At 58.3% G+C, this 19,697-nt stretch carries 18 protein-coding genes and 6 pseudogenes; 9 read left to right on the top strand and 15 right to left on the bottom strand.

Features of this window, described 5'->3' with window-relative positions; genetic code table 11:
* Positions 1-125, top strand: a pseudogene (locus tag ACX3P0_RS17230) (IS3 family transposase); the annotation flags it as partial.
* Between the two features lie 18 nt (positions 126-143).
* On the opposite strand, the gene ACX3P0_RS17225 reads toward ACX3P0_RS17230, so the two are convergent.
* From ACX3P0_RS17225 to ACX3P0_RS17215, 3 genes are all read right to left on the bottom strand, one after another.
* Entirely contained in the window at positions 144-335 is a 192-nt protein-coding gene (locus tag ACX3P0_RS17225) for a hypothetical protein (RefSeq protein WP_459090317.1), read from the bottom strand.
* A 192-nt stretch (positions 336-527) separates the two neighbouring features.
* Positions 528-1,151, bottom strand: coding sequence for a TetR/AcrR family transcriptional regulator (locus ACX3P0_RS17220; RefSeq protein WP_459090315.1), 624 nt, complete (start codon positions 1,149-1,151; stop codon positions 528-530).
* Positions 1,152-1,211: 60 nt separating this feature from the next.
* Positions 1,212-1,598, bottom strand: a complete 387-nt coding sequence (locus ACX3P0_RS17215) for a cupin domain-containing protein (protein ID WP_459090313.1) — start codon at positions 1,596-1,598, stop codon at positions 1,212-1,214.
* 68 nt (positions 1,599-1,666) lie between these two features.
* On the opposite strand from ACX3P0_RS17215, the pseudogene ACX3P0_RS17210 reads away from it, so the two are divergent.
* Positions 1,667-1,918: pseudogene (locus ACX3P0_RS17210) on the top strand (alpha/beta hydrolase-fold protein); the annotation flags it as partial.
* Between the two features lie 438 nt (positions 1,919-2,356).
* Here ACX3P0_RS17210 and ACX3P0_RS17205 read toward each other — a convergent pair.
* The 6 genes and pseudogenes from ACX3P0_RS17205 to ACX3P0_RS17180 all read right to left on the bottom strand — a co-directional run bounded on the left by ACX3P0_RS17205 (position 2,357) and on the right by ACX3P0_RS17180 (position 6,058).
* The gene (locus ACX3P0_RS17205) at positions 2,357-3,946 is read right to left on the bottom strand and encodes a BCCT family transporter (RefSeq protein WP_459090311.1); all 1,590 of its coding nucleotides are present in this window, start codon (positions 3,944-3,946) and stop codon (positions 2,357-2,359) included.
* A gap of 169 nt (positions 3,947-4,115) precedes the next feature.
* Positions 4,116-4,514, bottom strand: a complete 399-nt coding sequence (locus tag ACX3P0_RS17200) for a helix-turn-helix domain-containing protein (RefSeq protein ID WP_459090309.1) — start codon at positions 4,512-4,514, stop codon at positions 4,116-4,118.
* Between the two features lie 83 nt (positions 4,515-4,597).
* Positions 4,598-5,122, bottom strand: coding sequence for a glycine betaine ABC transporter substrate-binding protein (locus ACX3P0_RS17195; protein ID WP_459090338.1), 525 nt, complete (start codon positions 5,120-5,122; stop codon positions 4,598-4,600).
* Positions 5,123-5,236: 114 nt separating this feature from the next.
* Positions 5,237-5,306 (bottom strand): annotated as a pseudogene (locus ACX3P0_RS17190) (hypothetical protein); the annotation flags it as partial.
* 333 nt (positions 5,307-5,639) lie between these two features.
* Positions 5,640-5,900, bottom strand: a complete 261-nt coding sequence (locus ACX3P0_RS17185) for a hypothetical protein (RefSeq protein WP_459090307.1) — start codon at positions 5,898-5,900, stop codon at positions 5,640-5,642.
* Positions 5,897-6,058: a hypothetical protein gene (locus ACX3P0_RS17180; protein ID WP_459090305.1), complete on the bottom strand. Its 162-nt coding sequence runs from the start codon at positions 6,056-6,058 to the stop codon at positions 5,897-5,899. The genes ACX3P0_RS17185 and ACX3P0_RS17180 overlap by 4 nt, the downstream gene beginning before the upstream one ends.
* 258 nt (positions 6,059-6,316) lie before the next feature.
* Between ACX3P0_RS17180 and nhaA the strand changes: the two genes are divergently transcribed.
* On the top strand, positions 6,317-7,522 hold the full coding sequence (nhaA, locus tag ACX3P0_RS17175) for a Na+/H+ antiporter NhaA (protein ID WP_459090303.1): 1,206 nt from the start codon (positions 6,317-6,319) through the stop codon (positions 7,520-7,522).
* Positions 7,523-7,598: 76 nt separating this feature from the next.
* Positions 7,599-8,891 carry a glycosyltransferase gene (locus ACX3P0_RS17170; RefSeq protein WP_459090301.1) on the top strand — a complete coding sequence of 431 codons (1,293 nt, stop codon included), beginning with the start codon at positions 7,599-7,601 and terminating at the stop codon, positions 8,889-8,891.
* A 42-nt stretch (positions 8,892-8,933) separates the two neighbouring features.
* Here the strand turns inward: ACX3P0_RS17170 and ACX3P0_RS17165 are convergent.
* Both ACX3P0_RS17165 and ACX3P0_RS17160 read right to left on the bottom strand, forming a co-directional pair.
* A pseudogene (locus ACX3P0_RS17165) lies at positions 8,934-9,111 on the bottom strand (chloride channel protein); the annotation flags it as partial.
* A 74-nt stretch (positions 9,112-9,185) separates the two neighbouring features.
* The gene (locus ACX3P0_RS17160) at positions 9,186-9,584 is read right to left on the bottom strand and encodes a PTS sugar transporter subunit IIA (protein WP_459090299.1); all 399 of its coding nucleotides are present in this window, start codon (positions 9,582-9,584) and stop codon (positions 9,186-9,188) included.
* A 574-nt stretch (positions 9,585-10,158) separates the two neighbouring features.
* Between ACX3P0_RS17160 and ACX3P0_RS17155 the strand changes: the two genes are divergently transcribed.
* The 5 genes from ACX3P0_RS17155 to ACX3P0_RS17135 all read left to right on the top strand — a co-directional run bounded on the left by ACX3P0_RS17155 (position 10,159) and on the right by ACX3P0_RS17135 (position 15,379).
* The gene (locus ACX3P0_RS17155) at positions 10,159-11,433 is read left to right on the top strand and encodes a quaternary amine ABC transporter ATP-binding protein (RefSeq protein WP_459090297.1); all 1,275 of its coding nucleotides are present in this window, start codon (positions 10,159-10,161) and stop codon (positions 11,431-11,433) included.
* A 3-nt stretch (positions 11,434-11,436) separates the two neighbouring features.
* The gene (locus ACX3P0_RS17150; RefSeq protein WP_459090295.1) at positions 11,437-12,369 is read left to right on the top strand and encodes an ABC transporter permease; all 933 of its coding nucleotides are present in this window, start codon (positions 11,437-11,439) and stop codon (positions 12,367-12,369) included.
* A 78-nt stretch (positions 12,370-12,447) separates the two neighbouring features.
* A complete protein-coding gene (proX, locus tag ACX3P0_RS17145) occupies positions 12,448-13,482 on the top strand; it encodes a glycine betaine/L-proline ABC transporter substrate-binding protein ProX (protein ID WP_459090293.1) in 1,035 nt (344 codons plus the stop codon).
* A complete protein-coding gene (locus ACX3P0_RS17140) occupies positions 13,416-13,973 on the top strand; it encodes a helix-turn-helix domain-containing protein (RefSeq protein WP_459090291.1) in 558 nt (185 codons plus the stop codon). The genes proX and ACX3P0_RS17140 overlap by 67 nt, the downstream gene beginning before the upstream one ends.
* 74 nt (positions 13,974-14,047) lie before the next feature.
* Complete coding sequence (locus ACX3P0_RS17135) at positions 14,048-15,379, top strand: mechanosensitive ion channel family protein (RefSeq protein ID WP_459090336.1); 1,332 nt, start codon at positions 14,048-14,050, stop codon at positions 15,377-15,379.
* Between the two features lie 896 nt (positions 15,380-16,275).
* On the opposite strand, the pseudogene ACX3P0_RS17130 reads toward ACX3P0_RS17135, so the two are convergent.
* The 4 genes and pseudogenes from ACX3P0_RS17130 to trkA form a co-directional block, all read right to left on the bottom strand.
* Positions 16,276-16,401: pseudogene (locus tag ACX3P0_RS17130) on the bottom strand (LuxR C-terminal-related transcriptional regulator); the annotation flags it as partial.
* Positions 16,398-16,568 (bottom strand): annotated as a pseudogene (locus ACX3P0_RS17125) (LuxR C-terminal-related transcriptional regulator); the annotation flags it as partial. The pseudogenes ACX3P0_RS17125 and ACX3P0_RS17130, both read right to left, overlap by 4 nt.
* A 241-nt stretch (positions 16,569-16,809) precedes the next feature.
* Entirely contained in the window at positions 16,810-18,318 is a 1,509-nt protein-coding gene (locus tag ACX3P0_RS17120) for a TrkH family potassium uptake protein (protein ID WP_459090289.1), read from the bottom strand.
* Entirely contained in the window at positions 18,311-19,693 is a 1,383-nt protein-coding gene (trkA, locus tag ACX3P0_RS17115) for a Trk system potassium transporter TrkA (RefSeq protein WP_459090287.1), read from the bottom strand. Before trkA ends, ACX3P0_RS17120 begins: the two co-directional genes overlap by 8 nt.
* Positions 19,694-19,697 lie beyond the last annotated feature (4 nt).

The raw sequence follows: 19,697 nt of genomic DNA, 5'->3' as shown, positions 1-19,697 counted from the left end.
TGCGACCACATTCATCGCTGGGCTATAAACCGCCCGCACCGGAAGCTATCCTGTGGCCGGCTGCGCAACCCGGACCAGCTTCGCCGGCCACACCGGCCGTAGCGCCAAGACCCGTCATGCACTAACATTAAACCCGGACCACCTCAGGGGGGCCGGCCATGACCGCCCCGCGTCATGCGGCGCGGCGCGGACCACAAATCGGCAACGCCATCCTCGAACCAGATCGTCAGATCCCCACGACGGCGAAGGGCCTCATTGTATTCCGCCCAGTTCGTAACCCGGTAGCGCTGTTTGGGGAACACATGGCGACGCAGGTCATTGAACTTGTGCGGCATTCGGGCAGTCCTGTCTGGTGGTGACCGCTTCTCTAAACGTCAAAGCCCGATCCCTGCAACAAGGTCACTCCCGACCTGTTCCGGCCATCGGTGACAACCGCGATGAACGTCTTGGCCGAACCCAGTGCTGCCCTTCCCTGGACCGATTCTCCTCTCCGAAGCTGGACATTGATCTCACCAGCGTTGGTGACCCTAAGCGGCTGTTCGTGGGCTCCTGTGACGGCGAGGCCGCTCCACGCTCGGAGCCGTCACCGAGCGCAGGTAAAAATCAAGCATAGTGGTGAGTGGTGCTGGACTGCGCCGGAGCCGGCTTCGCAGCGCGGCCCCCTCCCAACAGTCAACCAGCAGGTTCGCCATCTGTCGAATGTCGCAGCTTGCTGGAATGTCTCCCTGCTGCTTTGCCTCCGCTAGACAGAGCGCGAGACGCTCGGCGATCGAGGAGAAGCACCATTCGATCTTAGCCCTGAACACCTCGCTGACACCCGATAATTCTTGCCCGAGACCGCCCATCAGACAGCCCATATAGCCGTCCTTCTCGTAGCTTTGTTGAGTCAGCTCGAAAAAGTGCCGCACCCGATCGAGGGGGGTACGAGTCCGATCCTGCACGCATTCATCAAGTCCAGTGTGGACGTCGGAAACATAGACGTTGACCACATTCAGTGCGAAATCCTCCTTGTCCTTGAAGTGGTGGTAGAAGGATCCCTTTGGCGTGTTTGTGGCATCCAGTACTGCCTGGATGCCGAGACTGTTGTAGCCCTGTTCGAGGAGCATCCGCAGCCCAGCATCGATCAGGCGTTGCTTCGTTGCGTGCGTCATTTCAACGAGTGAACCTCCAGCGCCCGGCGGGACATTCTCGCAGGGCGTTGAGGCAAGAGTCTAGCCCCCGGTTTTCCTGATCATGTGGTCGATCACTTGGCTGTGCTCGTGCTCCGGGCTGAACATAACAATGCTGGCGTCCTCATCGACCCGCACATTGTGGCCCGGCGGCCAGTAGAAGAGGTCATCGGCTGCCACTGTCTCCTGCTTGCCGGAGGCATCTGTGGTGGTGATCCTGCCATTCAACACGAAGCCCCAATGGGGGCATTGACACAGATTGCCTTCGAGACCCTGAAACAAGGGTGTCGTGTCGACACCCTTGGCGAGGTTAAAATACTCGCCACTTATCCTGCCATAGCCGCTCACGTCCCCGAAGTTTCGGCGTTGTCGGATCACCGCTCCTGGGATGTTCATCCTGATATCGATGTCGTCTTTAGCAACTCGCATCGCGTCTCTCCTGCAATTAGACCAATCGGTCTATTTGCAGGTTACACCGATCGAAGTGGCTGTCAAGCGCATTGACGATTGCCTTGAAAAACCTACAGCGTTTCAAGAGTTGCTCAGCGTTCGCGCCGATCACCCAGCCTAGCACCGCCGGCTGGTCGAGACCGGCCTTCGAGAAATATCTCGGGACGGACGAAACCTCGTGGCGAACCTACGACGCCACGTCACTTATCGAGGATGGATACCGCTTCCCCGAATTTCTCGTAGATCAGGGCACGTCGGACGGACTTCTTGACGATGGTCTGCGGCCCGGGCTGCTGGAGGCGAGTCGCTCAATAACACCGAACCGTCGCAGTTCCGGGTCACGTCCGTAGGCAGTGCAGCCAACAAGGCGATTGAGAACACGCAGCAATAATACCTTCACCCCGTAATTGGCAAAAAGTGCCGCCAGCACCAAGGTGCACATCGCCAGGAGTGAGCCGACCCAAGGGTTTTGGATAAGAAACTCTTTTAAGGTATCCAACGAATTCTCTTTATATCTATGATGTTGCGCAGGGCTGCACCGGTAGAATCGCGCGCCAGCAATTCCTGTGCGGATCGGGCGCCGTCATTTTGAGTTTTATTGTGTGTGTCAGTCAAATGATCCCAGACCCGGAACCATTGCCGGAGTTCCAGGACCATCCGAACCCGGCATTGGCTCTTGTCGCCGTGTCATGGCTTTGCTAGCTGCGACGCAACGGTGGTTAGCATGTGATCCAGGGTCAGTTCACTGCTGTTGCGTTGGCGCGATGCTCGGCGCTCAATCCCTTCCAGAGTGAAACGCACATCGCAAGCAGCACAAGTGCAAAGGGGATGCCGGTGGTGATGGCTGCTCCTTGCAATGCACCCAGCCCCCCGGCAAGCAAGAGAACAATAGCGACCAGCCCTTCGAAAATAGCCCAAAATACGCGCTGGGGAACGGGAGCGTCCACCTTTCCGCCAGCCGTAATCGTATCAATCACCAGCGAACCGGAATCCGAGGACGTGACGAAGAATACGATGACAAGGACGATGCCGAGAACCGAGGTGATTGCAGCAAGCGGTAGGCCTTCCAGCATGATGAAGAGCTGGAGCTCCAACGCTGCATCTGCAACTGCGGTGGTGCCTTGATTGATGACCTGATCCAACGCTGCTCCGCCAAATGCAGTCATCCACAAAATGCAGACTAAGGACGGTATGAGTAGAACGCAGATCAGGAACTCGCGGACCGTGCGCCCCTTCGAAACACGCGCAATGAACATGCCGACAAATGGCGACCAGGAAATCCACCATGCCCAATAGAAAGCTGTCCAACCGTCAAAGAAGTTCTTGTCGGTACGTCCGATCGGATTAGCGAGCGCCGGCAGATGCGTCACATAGGCGGTTAGGTATTCGAAAAAGCCGGTGATGATCGCGAGCGTCGGCCCCATGATGATGACGAAAACCAAAAGAAGCGCCGCGAGCGCCATGTTGATCTCGCTCAGCCGCTTTACGCCCGCCTCGAGACCAGCGACAACAGAAAACAGGGCAACTCCGGTAATGCCGATAATGAGCAGAACCTTAGAGGTCTCGGAAACCGGAATCCCGAAAAGATGATTGAGACCGGCATTCGCCTGCTCGGCACCGATCCCGAGTGACGTTGCCAAACCAAACAAGGTCGCAAACACAGCAAGCGTATCGATAATATGCCCAGGCCATCCCCATACCCGCTCGCCAAGCAGCGGATAAAATGCCGAACGAATTGTGAGGGGCAGTCCACGATTGTAGGCAAAGAAGGCAAGTGCGAGCCCAACAACCGCATAAATCGCCCACGGATGTAATCCCCAATGGAAGATCGTGGCGGCCATGCCAAGGCGCCGTGCCGCTTCTGTATCTCCTGCCGCTCCTGCAAGGGGTGCCCAACTGCCAGCAGCGCCTGCATTGGAGGCAAAAGCTGCCGTGTAGTGCGAAACCGGCTCGGATACGCCGTAGAACATCAGCCCAATGCCCATGCCAGCTGCAAACAGCATAGCAAACCAACCAGTATAGGAGAAATCAGGCTTAGCGTCCTTGCCACCCAGTCGGATCTTGCCGAATGGGGTGAAAATCAGGGCGACGCAGAACAAAACAAAAATGTTGGCCGCGATGGCTAGAAACCAATCGAATGAGCTCGTGGCCGCAGGTCTGAGCCACCCAAAGAACTCGGCGGCAGGTTGCTGGAACAATGCCGACAGGAAAACGAACAGGACAATGACCCCACCGGAGATGAAAAAGACCGGATTGTGGATATCGAGCCCCATTACGGTGATATTGTCTTGCCCGACTTCGTAGTCTGTATCACTGTCGGTTGCCATATATTCTTCCTTTTCACGTTCCGTTTAGAGGCCAATCCAAACGCAATTCCTCCAGCCTATTGGCAAGCAATATTATTTCAGCGTTTAGCCATAATGGCAAATCTATGGCTAGACGGGTATCCCGGAGGCTGATCGATTGAACGTTGAGACTGCCGGCGTGTAATCGGGATTATGCGGCAGCGTGACCCTTATCTTGATCTCGGCTTTCCTCCAATTGCAGCAAGAGACCTTCCACCCTCTGCTGCGAGATAACGGCGTTCGCTGACGCGCTGCGCAATTTCTGAAGAAGCGATTCGGAATCGTCCTTGACGTTCCGGTCCACAGGCCCGGAACCCAGGCCGGTCAGCAGCCAAGAAGGGCTTACACCCAAAACACCGGCCATCATGGCCAGCCGGTTGGAGCGAGGGCTGGAGCGGTCGCATTCCCATGCGTGCCAAGTAGACGTTTGCACACCAAGTCGACGTGCTGCCTGGGCCATGGTCAAATGTGAAGCCGAGCGTGCAAGAGATATTCGTCCACCGATCGTGTCGTCGGATGCTACGTCGTTATTTTCGTTTTGGGTAAACATAGCTTGTCTCCTTCGGTTGTTGGTGAATCTCCTACTGTCGCGCCATGGCGAAGCGGCGGCAACCCCCGCCATGGCGCAACATATCACTCAGCTGCTTTTTGTGCGGCTTCGAGCCAATCTGTCACGATGTCACTATTTGCCTTGATCCATTCGTCGGCATGACCCTGGATATCTTCGGTCTTGCCTTCGCCGTCATTCATCTTGGCATTCTGGGCGAAGATGTCCTCGATCGGGATCGATACTTCCTCGAGCAGAACCTTGGCCGCAGGATTGTCCTTGAGGAGGGCCGAATTGGCGACCGGACGAATATCGTTGGCCGGGAAGCCGAGCTTGCATGGATTCTCGACACAGCCGGGGACCCCTGGAAGCGTCACGGCGCTCTCAAGGCTCTTCTGGTCCTCAGGCAGATCCACCTTCGGAACCTCGATCCACATCACGTCCTTGCCGGGCTTCAGCGTGTTGACGGTCCAGTTGGGCGTCCAGGTGTAGAACAGGATCGGCGTGCCCTGCTGGTGGGCAGCGACCGCATCGGCCATCGATGCCGGGTAGCTGGTCTTGATCGGGTTCACGTGATCGCGAAGCCCATAGGCATCGAGGTGGTGTTCGATGGTGATCTCGCAGCCCCAGCCCGGAGGACATGCTACCAGGTCCGCCTTGCTGTCGCGGGAACGAACCGTCCACCCAAAAATCGAGATCGCCCTGGGCGACGGCCTGATAGAACAGCGGGTTGTCTAGCGTGGTTGGGCCCTCGACCTTATAGTCGAGCTTCTCCAGAAGCTGCTTGTAGATCATGGAACCAGCCGGTACAAGCAGAGCTCGTCGCGCGGTTACTCAAGTCCTCCGAGGGGACCGTCCGGTCACCAACGCGCTAACCTGACGCGCCTGACGACGCCGTTCGAGAGCTTTCGCCATCGCTTGCACCTGCAAGGCGTCCATACGCGATAGGCGGCCGACCGACTGCTGGTCGAGCTCAACGGGAGACCGGTCCGCGTTCGTAGCCCGGGATTGGCAGGTCAGCTCCGCAAGCTCCGTCTCGATCCGAGAACGGAACGTGTCATCCAGCGATTCCGGGTCCGGTTCCATATCCTTAACGAAACAGGACCATGGGCACCTTGCACGACCTGATCATCTCAGTGGTGGTCGATGCGGCTCCACCGCCAGCAGTTCCCGGCCGAGCAGGTCGAGTTGGTCGGCAAAGAACGACAAACTCCCGGGACACCTGCCGGAAGGCGGCGTGATGCATCCGGCGGAATAGGCGATCGTCTGAGGTCCGGCTTCAGGTGGCGCGACAGCCAGCCAGATCACCTCGATGTTGCGATGCGCCTCGACCTCCAGTCGCCGTCTCGAACGGACCCGGTTCAAATAGCCATCGATGGAGAGCTTCAAGAGTCGCCGGGATCATAGCCCGGCCGACCTGTTTCCTTCGGCTGCACCCGCGCAAAACCCGCCTTCGCCAGGTCCGGTTCATCAGCAAAGGCGTCGACAAACCACACCGGATTGTCAGGCCCGACATAGTCTTCCATCGCTTCCGGCAGAAGCAGCATCTGCGAGCGGTCCGCTCCCTAAATATGCGCCATGGGCAAAATCTAACGCGACGACTTCCGAACGGGAACCCCAAGACGAGTTTCCACACGGTCTGCGGAGTTTTACGAAGCCTCGTTTTCGGCAGCAGCAGTCCACCGGTTTTACTGGCATTCGCCGAAGTCTTGGATAAAATACGCAAATCATGGCGTGTGCTGCGTGTGCCAGGGCCTCACCCTAATACGGAGAAAAGAAAAACTCTTGCAAGAGGACGCAGACCTATGGCTTCAAATCAGCCTATCGGCCCGACCCGGGGCCGCATGAATTCCACGCTCCGGCAATTTCTCGACAATGAAGCCTCTGGCGGCCTCGTTCTCATGGCCGTGGCATTGCTCGCCATCCTCACCGCAAATTCGCCCGTCGCCGGTAGCTACTTCGCTGCTCTCCACGCCTATATCGGCCCGTTGAGCGTACAGCACTGGATCAACGACGCACTGATGGCCGTGTTCTTCCTGCTGGTCGGGCTTGAGATCAAAAGGGAGATGCTGGACGGGCAATTGTCCAGTTGGAGCCGAAGAGTGCTTCCCGGCGCTGCCGCTGCCGGCGGCATGGCCGTGCCTGCCCTGATCTATGTCGTCTTCAATCTTGGCGACCCGGCCGCCCTGCGAGGATGGGCAATTCCGACCGCAACCGATATCGCCTTTGCTCTCGGCGTTCTGTCCCTGCTCGGGCCACGCGTTCCTGCTTCCTTGAAAATCTTCCTCGCCGCGCTCGCAATCATTGACGATCTCGGGGCCGTCATCGTCATCGCCCTGTTTTATACCGCCGATCTGAACTTTGTCGCTCTCGGCGGCGCTGCCTTGATCGTTGCCGGTCTGATCACGTTGAACAGGCTCGGGGTGATGCGCCTTTGGGTCTATCTCATACTGGGAGCCGTGCTCTGGGTATTGGTTTTGCGCTCCGGTATTCACGCCACGCTTGCCGGAGTGATCCTGGCGCTGACCGTCCCGATCCGCCTCACACCTGGCACGCCAGAGGCTTCGCCCTCGATCTCGCCACTACACCAACTCGAACACGCTCTACAAAAGCCGGTCGCCTTTCTGATCGTCCCGATCTTCGGCTTTGCCAATGCCGGCGTTTCCTTTGCGGGCGTCACCCCTGCCGTGCTACTTGAACCGCTGACGCTCGGCGTTGTGGCTGGACTGGTCGTTGGTAAACTGGTCGGCGTGTTCGGCACCGTCGTGCTTCTGGTCAAGGCGGGCCTTGCCGATCTCCCTGCCGCCGCAAGCTGGGGCCAGACGCTGGGTGTTGCCCTTCTATGTGGAATCGGCTTCACGATGAGCCTGTTCATCGGCCTCCTGGCGTTTGATGATCCTGCGATGCAGGATCGCGTTAAATTCGGGATTCTGGCCGGATCTCTGATCGCTGGTCTGGCGGGCTACATCGTTCTAAGATTCTCAGACCGCAGAGAAAGTTCCCCGCGATAGCACTCCCTCAAGAGGCCTATGGCCGGTAGAAAATCTCCCACAGCGGTTAATGCGGCTCATGGCCCGGAGAACCAAGATGCGTGTGGCCATTCAAACGCTCGGCACTAGAGGCGATGTCCAACCCTACATCGCACTGGCGCTCGGACTGATCAGCCAAGGACACGAGGTACAGATCGCGGCACCCGTTCAGTTCGATGCTATGGTTCGCGAGCGCGGCATCGCCTTTGCGCCGCTTCCGGGCGAGTTTCTGGCGCTGATGGACACACCGGAAGGGAAGGCTGCGATCGCGGGCGGTCGAGGCTTCAGCGCCGGCCTCAAGCTCCTGAAGCACGTGCGCCCGCTGATGCGGCGCCTGCTGGAGGAGGAGTGGGCAGCCGTGAAGGCGTTCGCACCCAATGTCATCGTCTCCCACCCGAAATCAATTGCGTCCCCGCATATGGCCGAAGCCCTAGCACGACCGTTCATTCTTGCGTCGCCCCTGCCCGGCTTTACGCCAACCTCAGCCTTCCCTAGTCCGATGCTGCCGTTCGCGACTATGGGCCCGCTCAACCGTGCAAGCCATGCCTTGGTCATCAGGGGCGCGGAGTTCCTGTTCGGAAAGCTGATCCGCGACTGGCGGGAGGCCTCACTGGGTCTTTCTGCGCGTCCCCGTCGGGCTCCCACGCCCTCGGGCACTCTCTATGCCTATAGCCCCCATGTTGTCCCTGTTCCATTGGATTGGGACAACACTGTGCTGGTCAGCGGCTACTGGTTCCTCGACAACGAGAATTGGCGACCATCTGATGCCCTTGCGTCATTTCTCGATGCCGGTGAAGCACCGATTTATGTCGGCTTTGGCAGCATGCCCGGGCTCGATCCGCAGAAAACAACGGCAATTATCATCGAAGCCCTTGCGAGAGCGGGCAAGCGTGGATTGCTGGCGAGCGGTGGCGGGGCGCTCGGGGCGGCGGAGAGCACTCCGGCCAACGTCCACATCATAGCTGGAGCGCCGCACGACCTGCTGTTTCCTAATGTCGGGGCGACGATCCATCATGGCGGTGCAGGAACGACGGGGGCGTCGCTCCGCGCGGGCAAGCCCACTGCTATTTGTCCGTTCTTCGGCGACCAGCCTTTCTGGGGACGGCGTGTTGCAGATCTCGGCGTCGGACCGCCTCCACTCGATCGTAAGGCCTTATCGGCCGAAAGCGTAGCGGAGGCGATCGTGGCAATGGACGATCCGCAGATGCGCGAGCGCGCGGCCACACTGGGCGCCGCTATCCGACAGGAAAATGGCATCGCGGCCGCCGTTAAATTCATTGAAGATAGAGCCGGCGGGCATGCCGCTAAGCTCGGTGGGTCAAACGTAGTCCCGTCGCAAACGTTTCGGTAGCTGATGATTGGCATGAGATCGTCTCCCACTTCCCTCGCATCAAGCGACGGCGACGCTTGCGGCTGAGCCGGCGAGGATCAGACCCCGCGCCTGCGCCATGCCGCCTCAGCGGGCCACCTGGAGCATCCTTGACCCGCCGACTTGTACCGTCAGACCCCTCACGGCTGATCGAGGCGCCACACAGCAGGCCAAGCAGAGTAAGACCGAACTTCGCGGAAGCGTGCGCATGCAGCCCACGCTGGTTTACGATGCGGAAGTCCCGTACGATCTGGTCCTGGTTGGAGGTGTCCACGCTCATTTGCTGCTCAGCAGTTGACTGGCGACGGTGATATATTTGCGTCCGGCCACCTGCGCTTCCTCCAATGCGACGGCCATGTCGTCGCCCTTTCGAACGCTTGCAAGCTTGATCAGCATGGGCAGGTTCATGCCGGCGATGACCTCGACGCGGCCCGATTCCATCACCGAGATGGCGAGGTTCGAGGGCGTTCCGCCGAACATGTCCGTGAGCACGATGACGCCGGCGCCGGTGTCGGCTTTCGCGACGGCCGCGACGATATCGCGGCGGCGCTGTTCCATGTCGTCGTCGCCTATGGCGACAATCTCAAAGTCCTCCTGGGGTCCCACGACATGCTCCACCGCATGGCGAAACTCGGTGGCCAGTTGACCGTGCGTTACAAGCACGAGCCCGATCATTCTTTGGCAGCTCCCGTCATGGTTCCTTCACAGGCCCATTCCATATGCGCCGGCCCTTAGGCGGCGGAAGCGCGCAATCTTGTCGACGCATGGCGCATTGACAAGCCCCAATTTGCACTGCGGCAGGCCATTTTGACGCATCGTAACGGAAATTCGCCGACTTCCGACCCAGAATCAGACAAGAGGCGCAAGCCCAAGTCGCGACCACCGCCGGCAGCGACCCATTGCTGGCGGGGCATTTGTCGGCACGGACGCGTGTAGTGTTCTCCAGAACCGTGACACAGGCGATCGTAAGGACCGCCGCCAGCTAACCCAAGCGCTGGTGCGCTTCAAGAGTACCAGCAAATCGTTCTCCACGATGACAATTCTCTTCGCAGTCTCCACTATTCCGCCCTACCCGATAAGGAGTGGGCAGGCCTTCGGCCTACCTCCATTCCAAGCTAGCAACTCAGGATTGCGGTATTTTGAGCCGTCCGGGTTGCTCTGAGAGTTTTATGTCTTTATAAGCCCTGCAACGTAAGGGGCAGCAGCGTACTCCCATCGTGATCCCCAATCACAGACATGACACTCGATCATGTCCTGCGCGTATCTCCAACATACGATTTCTAATGTATGCTCTGGTAATACGCGTCATTTTCAATTGATATACTTTCCGAGGATCATGTCTTCTAAAATTATTGGCAATAACCTATACAAAATCTTTGGAACACAACCCACCGAAGCGCTGGAATTTCTCAAGGCTGGCAAGGGGAAAGACTGGATCTACGAAGAGACCGGACAGACTGTCGGCGTCAACAATGTCAGCTTCCAGGTACCCGAGGGCAAAATCTTTGTCGTCATGGGGCTCTCCGGTTCCGGCAAGTCCACTCTGGTCAGAATGATCAACGGGCTTATCAAGCCGAGTGCGGGAGAAATCCTGATCGACGGCATCGATGTCGCCTCTTGCTCAAAGGACGAGCTTCGCCAGGTACGGCGCGACAAAGTCGCCATGGTGTTCCAACATTTCGCCTTGTTCCCGCATAAGACGGTCGTTGACAACGTCGCGTTCGGTCTCAAGATCAAGGGCATCGATGCTGCCGGGCGGCGTGAGCGTGCGCAGGCAGCGCTCGATCAGGTTGGACTTGGCGCACGCGCCGACAGCTACCCGGATGAATTGTCGGGCGGTATGCAGCAGCGTGTCGGGCTGGCGCGCGGACTGGCGTCTGAGCCGGAGATACTGCTCATGGACGAGCCGTTCAGCGCGCTTGATCCGTTGATCCGGAGCGACATGCAGCAGGAACTGCTCGAACTGCAGCGGTCGCTGAAGAAGACCATCGTCTTCATCACCCACGACCTGAAAGAAGCGCTGACGCTAGGCAGCACCATCGCCATCATGCGCAACGGCGCTGTCGTGCAGACAGGCACCGCGGAAGAGATCGTCGGCAACCCAGCTGACGACTACGTATCCGCCTTTACCAAGGATATTGACCGATCGCTGGTGTTCACGGCGCAGAGTATCGCTCGACCGGTTCAGGCGCTTGACCTGGACGGCGCCGATGTTCCGTCGGCAATCAGGTGCATGGACGAACTCGGTGTCGACGCCATGCATGTCGTGAAGGACGACAAGTTTGTGGGGTTGGTGACCTACCGCGCCGTGAGTGCTGCACTGCGTAATGGCGGCGCATTGATTGACGTGGTTTCCAGCGACTTCCCGACAGCCGCACCGCAGACCCACCTCTACGATCTCTACGTTCTGGCAGAGAAGGGATTGCCCATCGCTTTGACTGAGGGCGGCGAAGGTTCTGGACGACCGACCGGGATCGTTTCGCCGGGAGCGGTCTTTGCCCAGCTTTCCGATGGGAGAACCTGATCCATGTTTAGCCCATCCGATTTCTTCTCCATTCCCTTCGACGATTGGGTCAATCTGTTCGTCCGCGACTGGCTGGTGCCGAACTTCCGTCCCTTCTTCCGTTCGCTGCAATGGCCGGTGACGCAGGTTTTGAACGGATTGTCGGGCTTCCTGAACGGCCTGCCCATGGTTGTGTTCACAGCGGCGCTATCCTTGATCGCCTGGCGCACCGCGGGCCGGGGCGTGGCCATCTTCACGCTTGCCGCGCTCTGCTTCATAGATCTGATCGGTCTTTGGCCGGAAACGATGACTACGCTCGCCATGGTGGTTACGGCAGTCTTCTTTTGTGTCATAATCGGCATACCGCTTGGCGTGCTCGCATCGCAGAGTGATACATTCCGGGCGGTATTGCGGCCGATCCTCGATATCATGCAGACGATTCCATCTTTCGTCTATCTGGTGCCTATCGTGATGCTGTTCGGTGTCGGCGTGGTACCCGGCATCATCGCTACCATCATCTTTGCCCTGCCTCCGATCGTACGCCTTACTGACCTCGGCATCCGCAACGTGCGGGAGGATCTGACCGAGGCCGCCGTCTCGTTCGGTGCGACAGCCTGGCAAACGCTCGTTGAAGTGCAGTTTCCCTTGGCCATGCGCACGATCATGGCCGGGCTCAACCAAACATTGATGCTGGCGCTGTCGATGGTGGTCATTACCGCCCTCATCGGCGCCGGCGGGCTCGGGCTGACGGTGTTCACCGGCCTTGGCCGGCTCGACGTCGGCAATGCGACAGCAGGCGGCGTCGGCATCGTGCTGATCGCCATCATCCTCGACCGCATCAGCCAGGCTCTGGGCGAAAAGCGCGCAATGCGCCCCCCTTCCCTGTTCGCGACCGTAAAATCTCTGTTCTCGCTCCGGCGCGGCGCGCCGACAGCGACCACCGAAAGGGCAGGTTGAGCAAACCTTCCCGGCCGCGTCCTGCGCGGTTCCCATGTTCCCTTCCGGGAACGCAAGAAGAAGACAAGGAGACAATTCATGAACAATTTGCCACGGCTCTTCGCGCTCGCTTTGTCGGCGAGTGTAATGATGGCGGCGCCTGTCGCATCCTATGCCGAAGAAGGTCCGGGCACCGGCACCACGATCAAGATGGGCCAGGCCACCTGGGATACAGGCTGGTTTCACGCCGAGATCTACAAGCAGCTTCTGGAGAAGCTCGGCTATAAAGTCGAGGGCCCGACCACGCTCGACAATCCGCCCTTCTATCAGGCCGTCGCCCAAGGCGACCTCGACCTTTGGGTCAATGGCTGGTTCCCACTGCATAACTCTTACGAGAGCACCTATTCCAAAGGCGCCGAACTCGTCGGCTACGTCGCCAAGGGAGGCGCGCTTGAGGGCTATCTCGTCGACAAGGCCTCGGTCGAGAAATATGGCATCAAAACGCTGGACGACTTCAAGCGTGATGACGTGAAGAAGGCGTTCGACCGTGATGGCGACGGCAAGGCCGATCTGGTTGCCTGCCCTCCGGGATGGGGATGCGAGATCACCATCGAGCATCACCTCGATGCCTATGGGCTGCGCGACGACGTGAACCCGATCAAGGCAAGCTACGCCGCTTCGATGGCCGACGCGGTCGCCGCCTATCAGCAGGGCACCCCGATCCTGTTCTACACCTGGACGCCCAACTGGACTGTCAACACGCTGAAGCCCGGCAAGGACGTGATGTGGATCGAGGTTCCGAAGGTCGACCTGCCTGAGGCTCAGAAAAGTCTCGAGGATGCCGCCACGCTTCCCGGCGTCCCCGGCTGTGTCGAGGATCCGTGCAAGCTGGGGTTCCCGGCCAACGATATCCGTCCGGTCGCCAACTCGGCCTTCCTGAAGGACAATCCGGCGACCAAGGCGCTGCTTGAGGAAGTATCGATCCCGATCGAGGACATCTTCGCACAGAATGCCAAGATGAATGACGGCGAAGGCAAGACCGAAGATATCCAGCGCCACGCGAGCGAGTGGATCGAGGCGCATGGCGATCTCGTCGATGGCTGGATGAAGGCCGCAAGCGCGGCCTCAAAATAGCAAATAGCCGATGGCGGCCATCCGCCGCCATCGGCGTCTATGCGCCGGATACCCGGGCAAGCTCGGCTCACATTACAATCAAGGAGGACAGGACCATTCCTACTCACAAGAATGAATGTAACCCAGCGCATGACGATACGCTGGGCGGACGAATTTCACTGGCCAGGGAAGCCGCGAACCTCTCCATCGCACAGGCGGCGCGCCGCCTGGGTGTCATGACGGCAAGCTGGAATGCCTGGGAATGCGATCGGGATGAGCCTCGCGGCAATCGGCTGGCGATGATGGCGGGCCTTCTCGGCGTCAGTCCGTCATGGCTGCTTGCTGGCCACGGAAGTGGCCCCTCGGAAATTGCCGATAGCGACGTTACCAAGCTGTTGCGTGAACTGGGCCGGGCATCGGAGGGTGCGGCAGCGATCAACAAGCGCGTGCAGCAGATTACAGCCAGCCTTGAGCAGATCCAGAAAGCGGGCGACGAACCTGCTGCAGCCTGAAGCGAACACGGGGTTGACGACGAAAACATCGTAAGGCCCTTCACCCGGCGTAATTCGAGGCAGATCGCATGGATATGACGAAGTTCGTGGCTGGTATCGATCTTCATCCGCTCATCGCGATGGCGATCACGCTGGTCCTGCTGTTGCTTGCCGCGCTGTTTGCAAACTATGTCGTCAAGGCCCTGCTACTACGTGGCCTGAACCGCGTGCTCGCCTTTACAGCCTATGGCCGCGATCCGGAGTTGCGTCGCCAAGGTTTTGTCGAACGCTTGTCGAATATCATGCCGGCCTTGGTGATCTATGCTGGTATCCCGCTGGTGCCTGGCCTTCCGGTGTTCCTTGTCAGCGTCGTCCAGAACGTTGCCAGCGCCTTCATGATCCTGACGGTGGCGATGGCGATCGGTGCGGCCTTCAACATTGTCGAAACGCTCTACCATCGACGGCCGGAAGCGCGGCTGAAACCGATCAAGGGCTATATCCAGGTCGTTAAGATCGTGGTCTATGTCATTGCCGCGCTGCTGATGATCGCGACGCTGATCGACCGTTCGCCACTCATCCTGCTTTCCGGTCTTGGCGCGATGGCCGCAGTTCTCATCTTGGTCTTTCAGGATACGCTGCTGTCGCTGGTCGCCGGCATCCAGATTTCCTCGACCGACATGGTGCGTGTGGGCGACTGGATCGAGATGCCCGGCCAGAACGCCGATGGCGACGTCATCGAGATCGCCCTACATACGGTGAAGGTGCAGAACTTCGATAAGACGATCACTACGGTCCCAATCCGCAAGCTGGTCACCGACCCCTTCAAGAACTGGCGCGGCATGCAGGAAGCAGGAGGTCGCCGCATCAAGCGAGCGCTTTATCTCGATCAGAGCAGCATTCGTTTCCTTCATGGGGAGGAATTGGAGCGCCTCGGTGCCGTTGGCCTGCTGAGCGACTATCTCGAAAACAAGTGTGAGGAACTCGCCCAATGGAACGAAGCGCTCGGAGAGCGCGCCAAGGTGCCCGCGAACACGCGACGCTCCACCAATATCGGTACGTTCCGTGCCTATGTTCAGAACTATCTTTCGAGCCATCCGGGTATACATCACGGCATGACCACGATGGTCCGTCAATTGCAGCCAGGGCCCGAAGGCTTGCCGCTGGAGATCTATTGCTTCACCAACACGATCGCCTGGGCAGACTACGAGGGCATTCAAGCCGACATATTCGATCATCTCCTGGCAATACTGCCGGAGTTCGACCTCCAAGTGTTCCAGAGCCCCGCTGGTACGGATCTGCGGACATTTTCCGATAAAGAAGACCGGCATTCAAGGGAGCTTCCCGAACAGGAGAAGGGGAGCCGGCAAGCCATTCGCGCCCAAGCGGGCGCGTCGCATAAGGTCAGTTCAGCACGTCGTAAGACCTGACCTTAAAGATTGGAAGCCCTCGGACCTCCACTGATTTCATAGATAAGCTCGTGAACGATCGAGGGTAAGGGTAGGCCCCTATACTGCTAAGTCGCTTCTCTTCGTCAACCTGCTCGGCAGGATTCAGCTCTCAATTCATTCCGTCGATCGGTGGATAGCCGGCGAATGTATCGGCAAATGTTGCGCCACCAGCGATGCAGGTGTGGCGGTATGACGTTCGTTGTTAATGTGGCTTAGGATGCCGCCGAAAATCGTAAATCCGAACACCGCAATGACGAAACTCGTCAAAGAGATAGCCAGCGCCCGATTTTATGGTCGTGCCAAGGCGATGAACCGCTCGCCGCTAGTCAGAAAGAACAAGGCGGCGGAATTCGAAGATGACCAGCCTGAGTATTTCGCCCAGACCCGATCTTCATGCCGTCCCCACAGATGAATCACCATGATGATTGCAACGAGACAGAGCAAGAACCCGCTTGACCAGGAGATCATATTGCTGGCGTTGGGAAGATGGTCAGGCGTCCAGTTGCGAATTGTGGAGGATGGGAGTTAGATCGGGGATGGTGAGCAACCCCCAAGATCCCCGAGAACTGGCCGCCCGCGCTTTGTGCCGACGCCATGGCCTACCCGAAGACACCAAATACGATGGCGATCCGGCGTGGATGAGTTTCGTTCGCGATGTCGATGTGGTGCTTGAGGCGGTAGGTTGGAAGGAAGACAATGAGCCTGAGAGAAATGCGTAGGGAGGTGGGAATATCGACGCGCAGATGGGTTGAACCCAACATGCGGTGGTGATCACCGGGGTGCGAGCTGCGCATGATCGCGACCAGCAGTCACTCAATGCGGGCACGTTCTTCGAATACTATTCGGGCAGGCGTAGCTAATTGCGTATCCCTGTATTAAGCTGCAATGGCGTCACGCATCGGAGCGGGCAGCGTTTCCCATGCCCGGATCAACTCACCGATGGAAGCGGCCTCCATTTTGCGCATGACATTCCCGCGATGCAGCTTGACCGTAAATTGATTGGTATTTCCAATCGTTCCGCGATGCGCACGAGATCGGCGAGTGACGCCGCCACCATTTTCTGCATGACATTCCTTCTATGAATTTGGAGCGTGACCTCGCTAATCCCCAACTCAGCGGCTGCCTGCTTGTTAAGGAGACCACTGACCACGAGCGGTAAGGCAAGGCGCACCCAGCGAGAGGGAACTCCATCCAATCCGAAGTGGCCTGGGCCATGCGCCACGGCAGCAATCTCCATGGTCCCATCGTAGTTGGACGTTGGCGAGCCGGTTAGTCAGACAACGCTTCCGGTCGAAAGCGGCGACGGCCACAGAAGAAACGGGGAGCGGCAGGCCGGGCGATCGGCCGATCTCGTAACCAGCCCCACAGCGCGGGCCAGGTTCTGGCTTTGCCGGGCATGCTGGGGCGCACTAACTTCGCCAGAATCGCGGAACAAACAGCACCAGAACCGTAAAGAGCTCAAGACGCCCGAAAAGCATCCCGAAAGACAGGAGCCATTTTGCGCCATCAGGCAAGGAAGAAAAATTGCCGGCGGGGCCGATGATATCACCCAAACCCGGTCCAACGTTAGCCAAGGCAGTTGCGGCGCCTGAGGTGCTGGTCAAAAAATCAAGGCCGAAGGCCATCAATCCGATGGTGAGGACCAAATAACACATGAAAAATACTGCGAAGAATGCGACGACGGAGCCGATTATCTCGTCGTCCAATAGGCGTCCCGCATAGGAACGCGGAAAAACACCCCGCGGGAAAAGAAGGCGCATGAAGTGCGCCTTCAGCATCACAGCCATGACTTCGAAGCGGAATATCTTGATCCCGCCCGAGGTAGAGCCGGTGCAGCCTCCAATGAAGGTAAGACCGAAGAAAATACCTATCGCTACGTTGCCCCACGCAGTGTAGTCCACGGTGGCATAACCGGTCGTAGTTACAACCGACACCACGTTGAACGCGGCATGACGGAAGGCGGGTTCAATCGCGTACTGACCTGAAAGCGCAAGCCATAATCCAATCAGCAGAATCACCAGCGCCAGGAATGTCAGCATGGTTCTGACCTGACGATCCCAGAGCGCCATATGGTCGCCAGCGACGAGGCGGACATAGAGTACAAATGGGATGCTTCCCGCGAGCATGAAGGCCGTTGCGAACCACTGGATGCCATTCGCTTCCCAAGCTCCGAAAGAGTCGTCCGACGTGGAATAGCCGCCAGTTGAAATGGAGGTCAACGCATGCGTCACCGCGTCGAACAACCGCATCCCGGCAAGCCAATAGGTGAGCGTAGCGAGCAGCGTCAGGCCCAGATAGATTGTACCGATGGTCTTCGCGATCTGACGGACCCGCGGCATTGCCTTTTCAGAGCGGTCGGATGACTCCGTACGAAAAAGCTGCATTCCACCGATGCCCAGGGCGGGAAGGATCGCAATTGCGGTTGCGATGATCCCGATACCTCCCATCCATTGAAGAATGGCGCGCCAAAGCAACAATCCGGGCGGTGCATCGTCCAGACCCGCGATCACTGTGGCACCGGTGGTCGTTATTCCGGACACCGCCTCAAACACGGAATTAGCCAAGCTGTGGCTGACGATGCCATAATCGGAGAAGAAGAACGGCATCGCGCTGACCGCGGCAACGCTGAACCAACTCAGCGGGGTCAGCATGAACGCTTGCCGCAGCGTCAGCCCTGCCCTCAGTGAGTTGCGGTTTTTGAATGTGAGTGAGGCTCCAATGCTTGCGGAAAGAACAGATGCGACCGCGAAGGCCTGCCAGGCGGGGCTTCCACAGTAGATATCGACGAGCATCGGGAACATCATCATTCCAGCCGTCGCTATTTGCACCCACCCGATGAGAAACAGGATAGGCCGGATTCCAAAGCCTGAGGCAGCGTGAAGGGGCTCGTTTAGACGACGGAACTGGGTATCAGGCACGTTTCGTCTCCGTGCCGAGCAAGGCTTCGGCAAGATGGAGGTAGCTATAGGTGACAAGCGCCACTACATGATCGCCGATCTGTAAATGTGTATCCTTTCGTGGGATCAAGACCTCGCCATCTCTGACAACCGCCCCGATTTTCATTCCTCGTGGCAAGCCCAGTTGATCGAGCGGGCGGAGTAAGAGTCTCGATTGCTCGGTAATCTCCGCCTCGATGACCTCGCCAAAGTCCTCACGTAACGTATAGAGGGCTGCGATGGAGCCGCGACGAACATGTCGCAAGACGGTGGAAATTGTCACCGCACTTGGATTCACGACTGCATCGATGCCAAGCGTCGGGATCAGGGTCTCGTAGGTTCGCTTATTGACGAGGCTGATGGCGCGCTTGCACCCGGCCCGCTTGGCCAAAACCGAAGCGAAAATGTTGGCCTCATCATCGTTCGTAACTGCGACGATGGTTTCTGCAAGCCCTGCCTGAGCGTCCTCGAGAAGCACTCCGTCCAGCGCATCACCGTGCAGAACGATCACCCCGGATCCCAGCTCGGTTGACACATATTCTGCGCGTTGGCGATCTTGCTCGATGATCTTGATATCAATTTTGGGGGAGGCCTTTCGGATTTTTTTCGCCAGGTGCAGGCCAATATTCCCCGCGCCGACAATCACTATTTTTCTGGCCGCCCGCTCCCGGTGACCGAAGGCAACCATCACTTCTGTCACTCTGTTTGACTTGGCGATCACGTAAACATCGTCACCTACCTCGATCCGATCATGCTCATCAGGCACAAAGCTGCGGCCCTTTCGGACAACTGCGACAATCGACATGCCCTCGAACTGGTCATCTTCCGAAATGTCGAGAAGGCGCTGACCCACGACCGGAGAATGTGGTTGCTCGGCGTGTATACCTAGCAACATGATTTGTTCGTTCGCCATCGGGACCATATCGAAAGCTCCCGGTGTGCGGAGCCGGCGCGCAATGCCTTCCGCGATTTCGATCTCGGGAGAAATAATGATGTCGATTGGAAGGTGCTCGGCGGCGTAGAGACCCGACCTGTCTTGCTCAAGGTAACCAGCGTGTCGCAGTCTTGCGATCCGCCGTTTGACTCCAAATAGCGAGTAGGCCATCTGACAGGCTACCATATTGACTTCGTCCGACCGGGTCACTGCGATCAGCATATCGGCTTCACGAGCGCCTGCTTTGCGGAGGGTTCTGGGATGCGAGGCGTGCCCTACCACGCCACGAACGTCGTAGCTTTCGTCAACGCGCCGGATCAGATCCGGATCCGTGTCGATGACGGTGACGTTCATGCCTTCGCTTGCCAAATGCCTAGCTATTGTTGTGCCGACCTGACCAGCGCCGCAAATGACTACTCTCATTGTT

The sequence above is a fragment of the Mesorhizobium sp. A556 genome (assembly GCF_054489545.1).
Note: the sequence above shows the minus strand (reverse complement) of the source record. Positions and strands in the feature narration are given on the sequence as shown.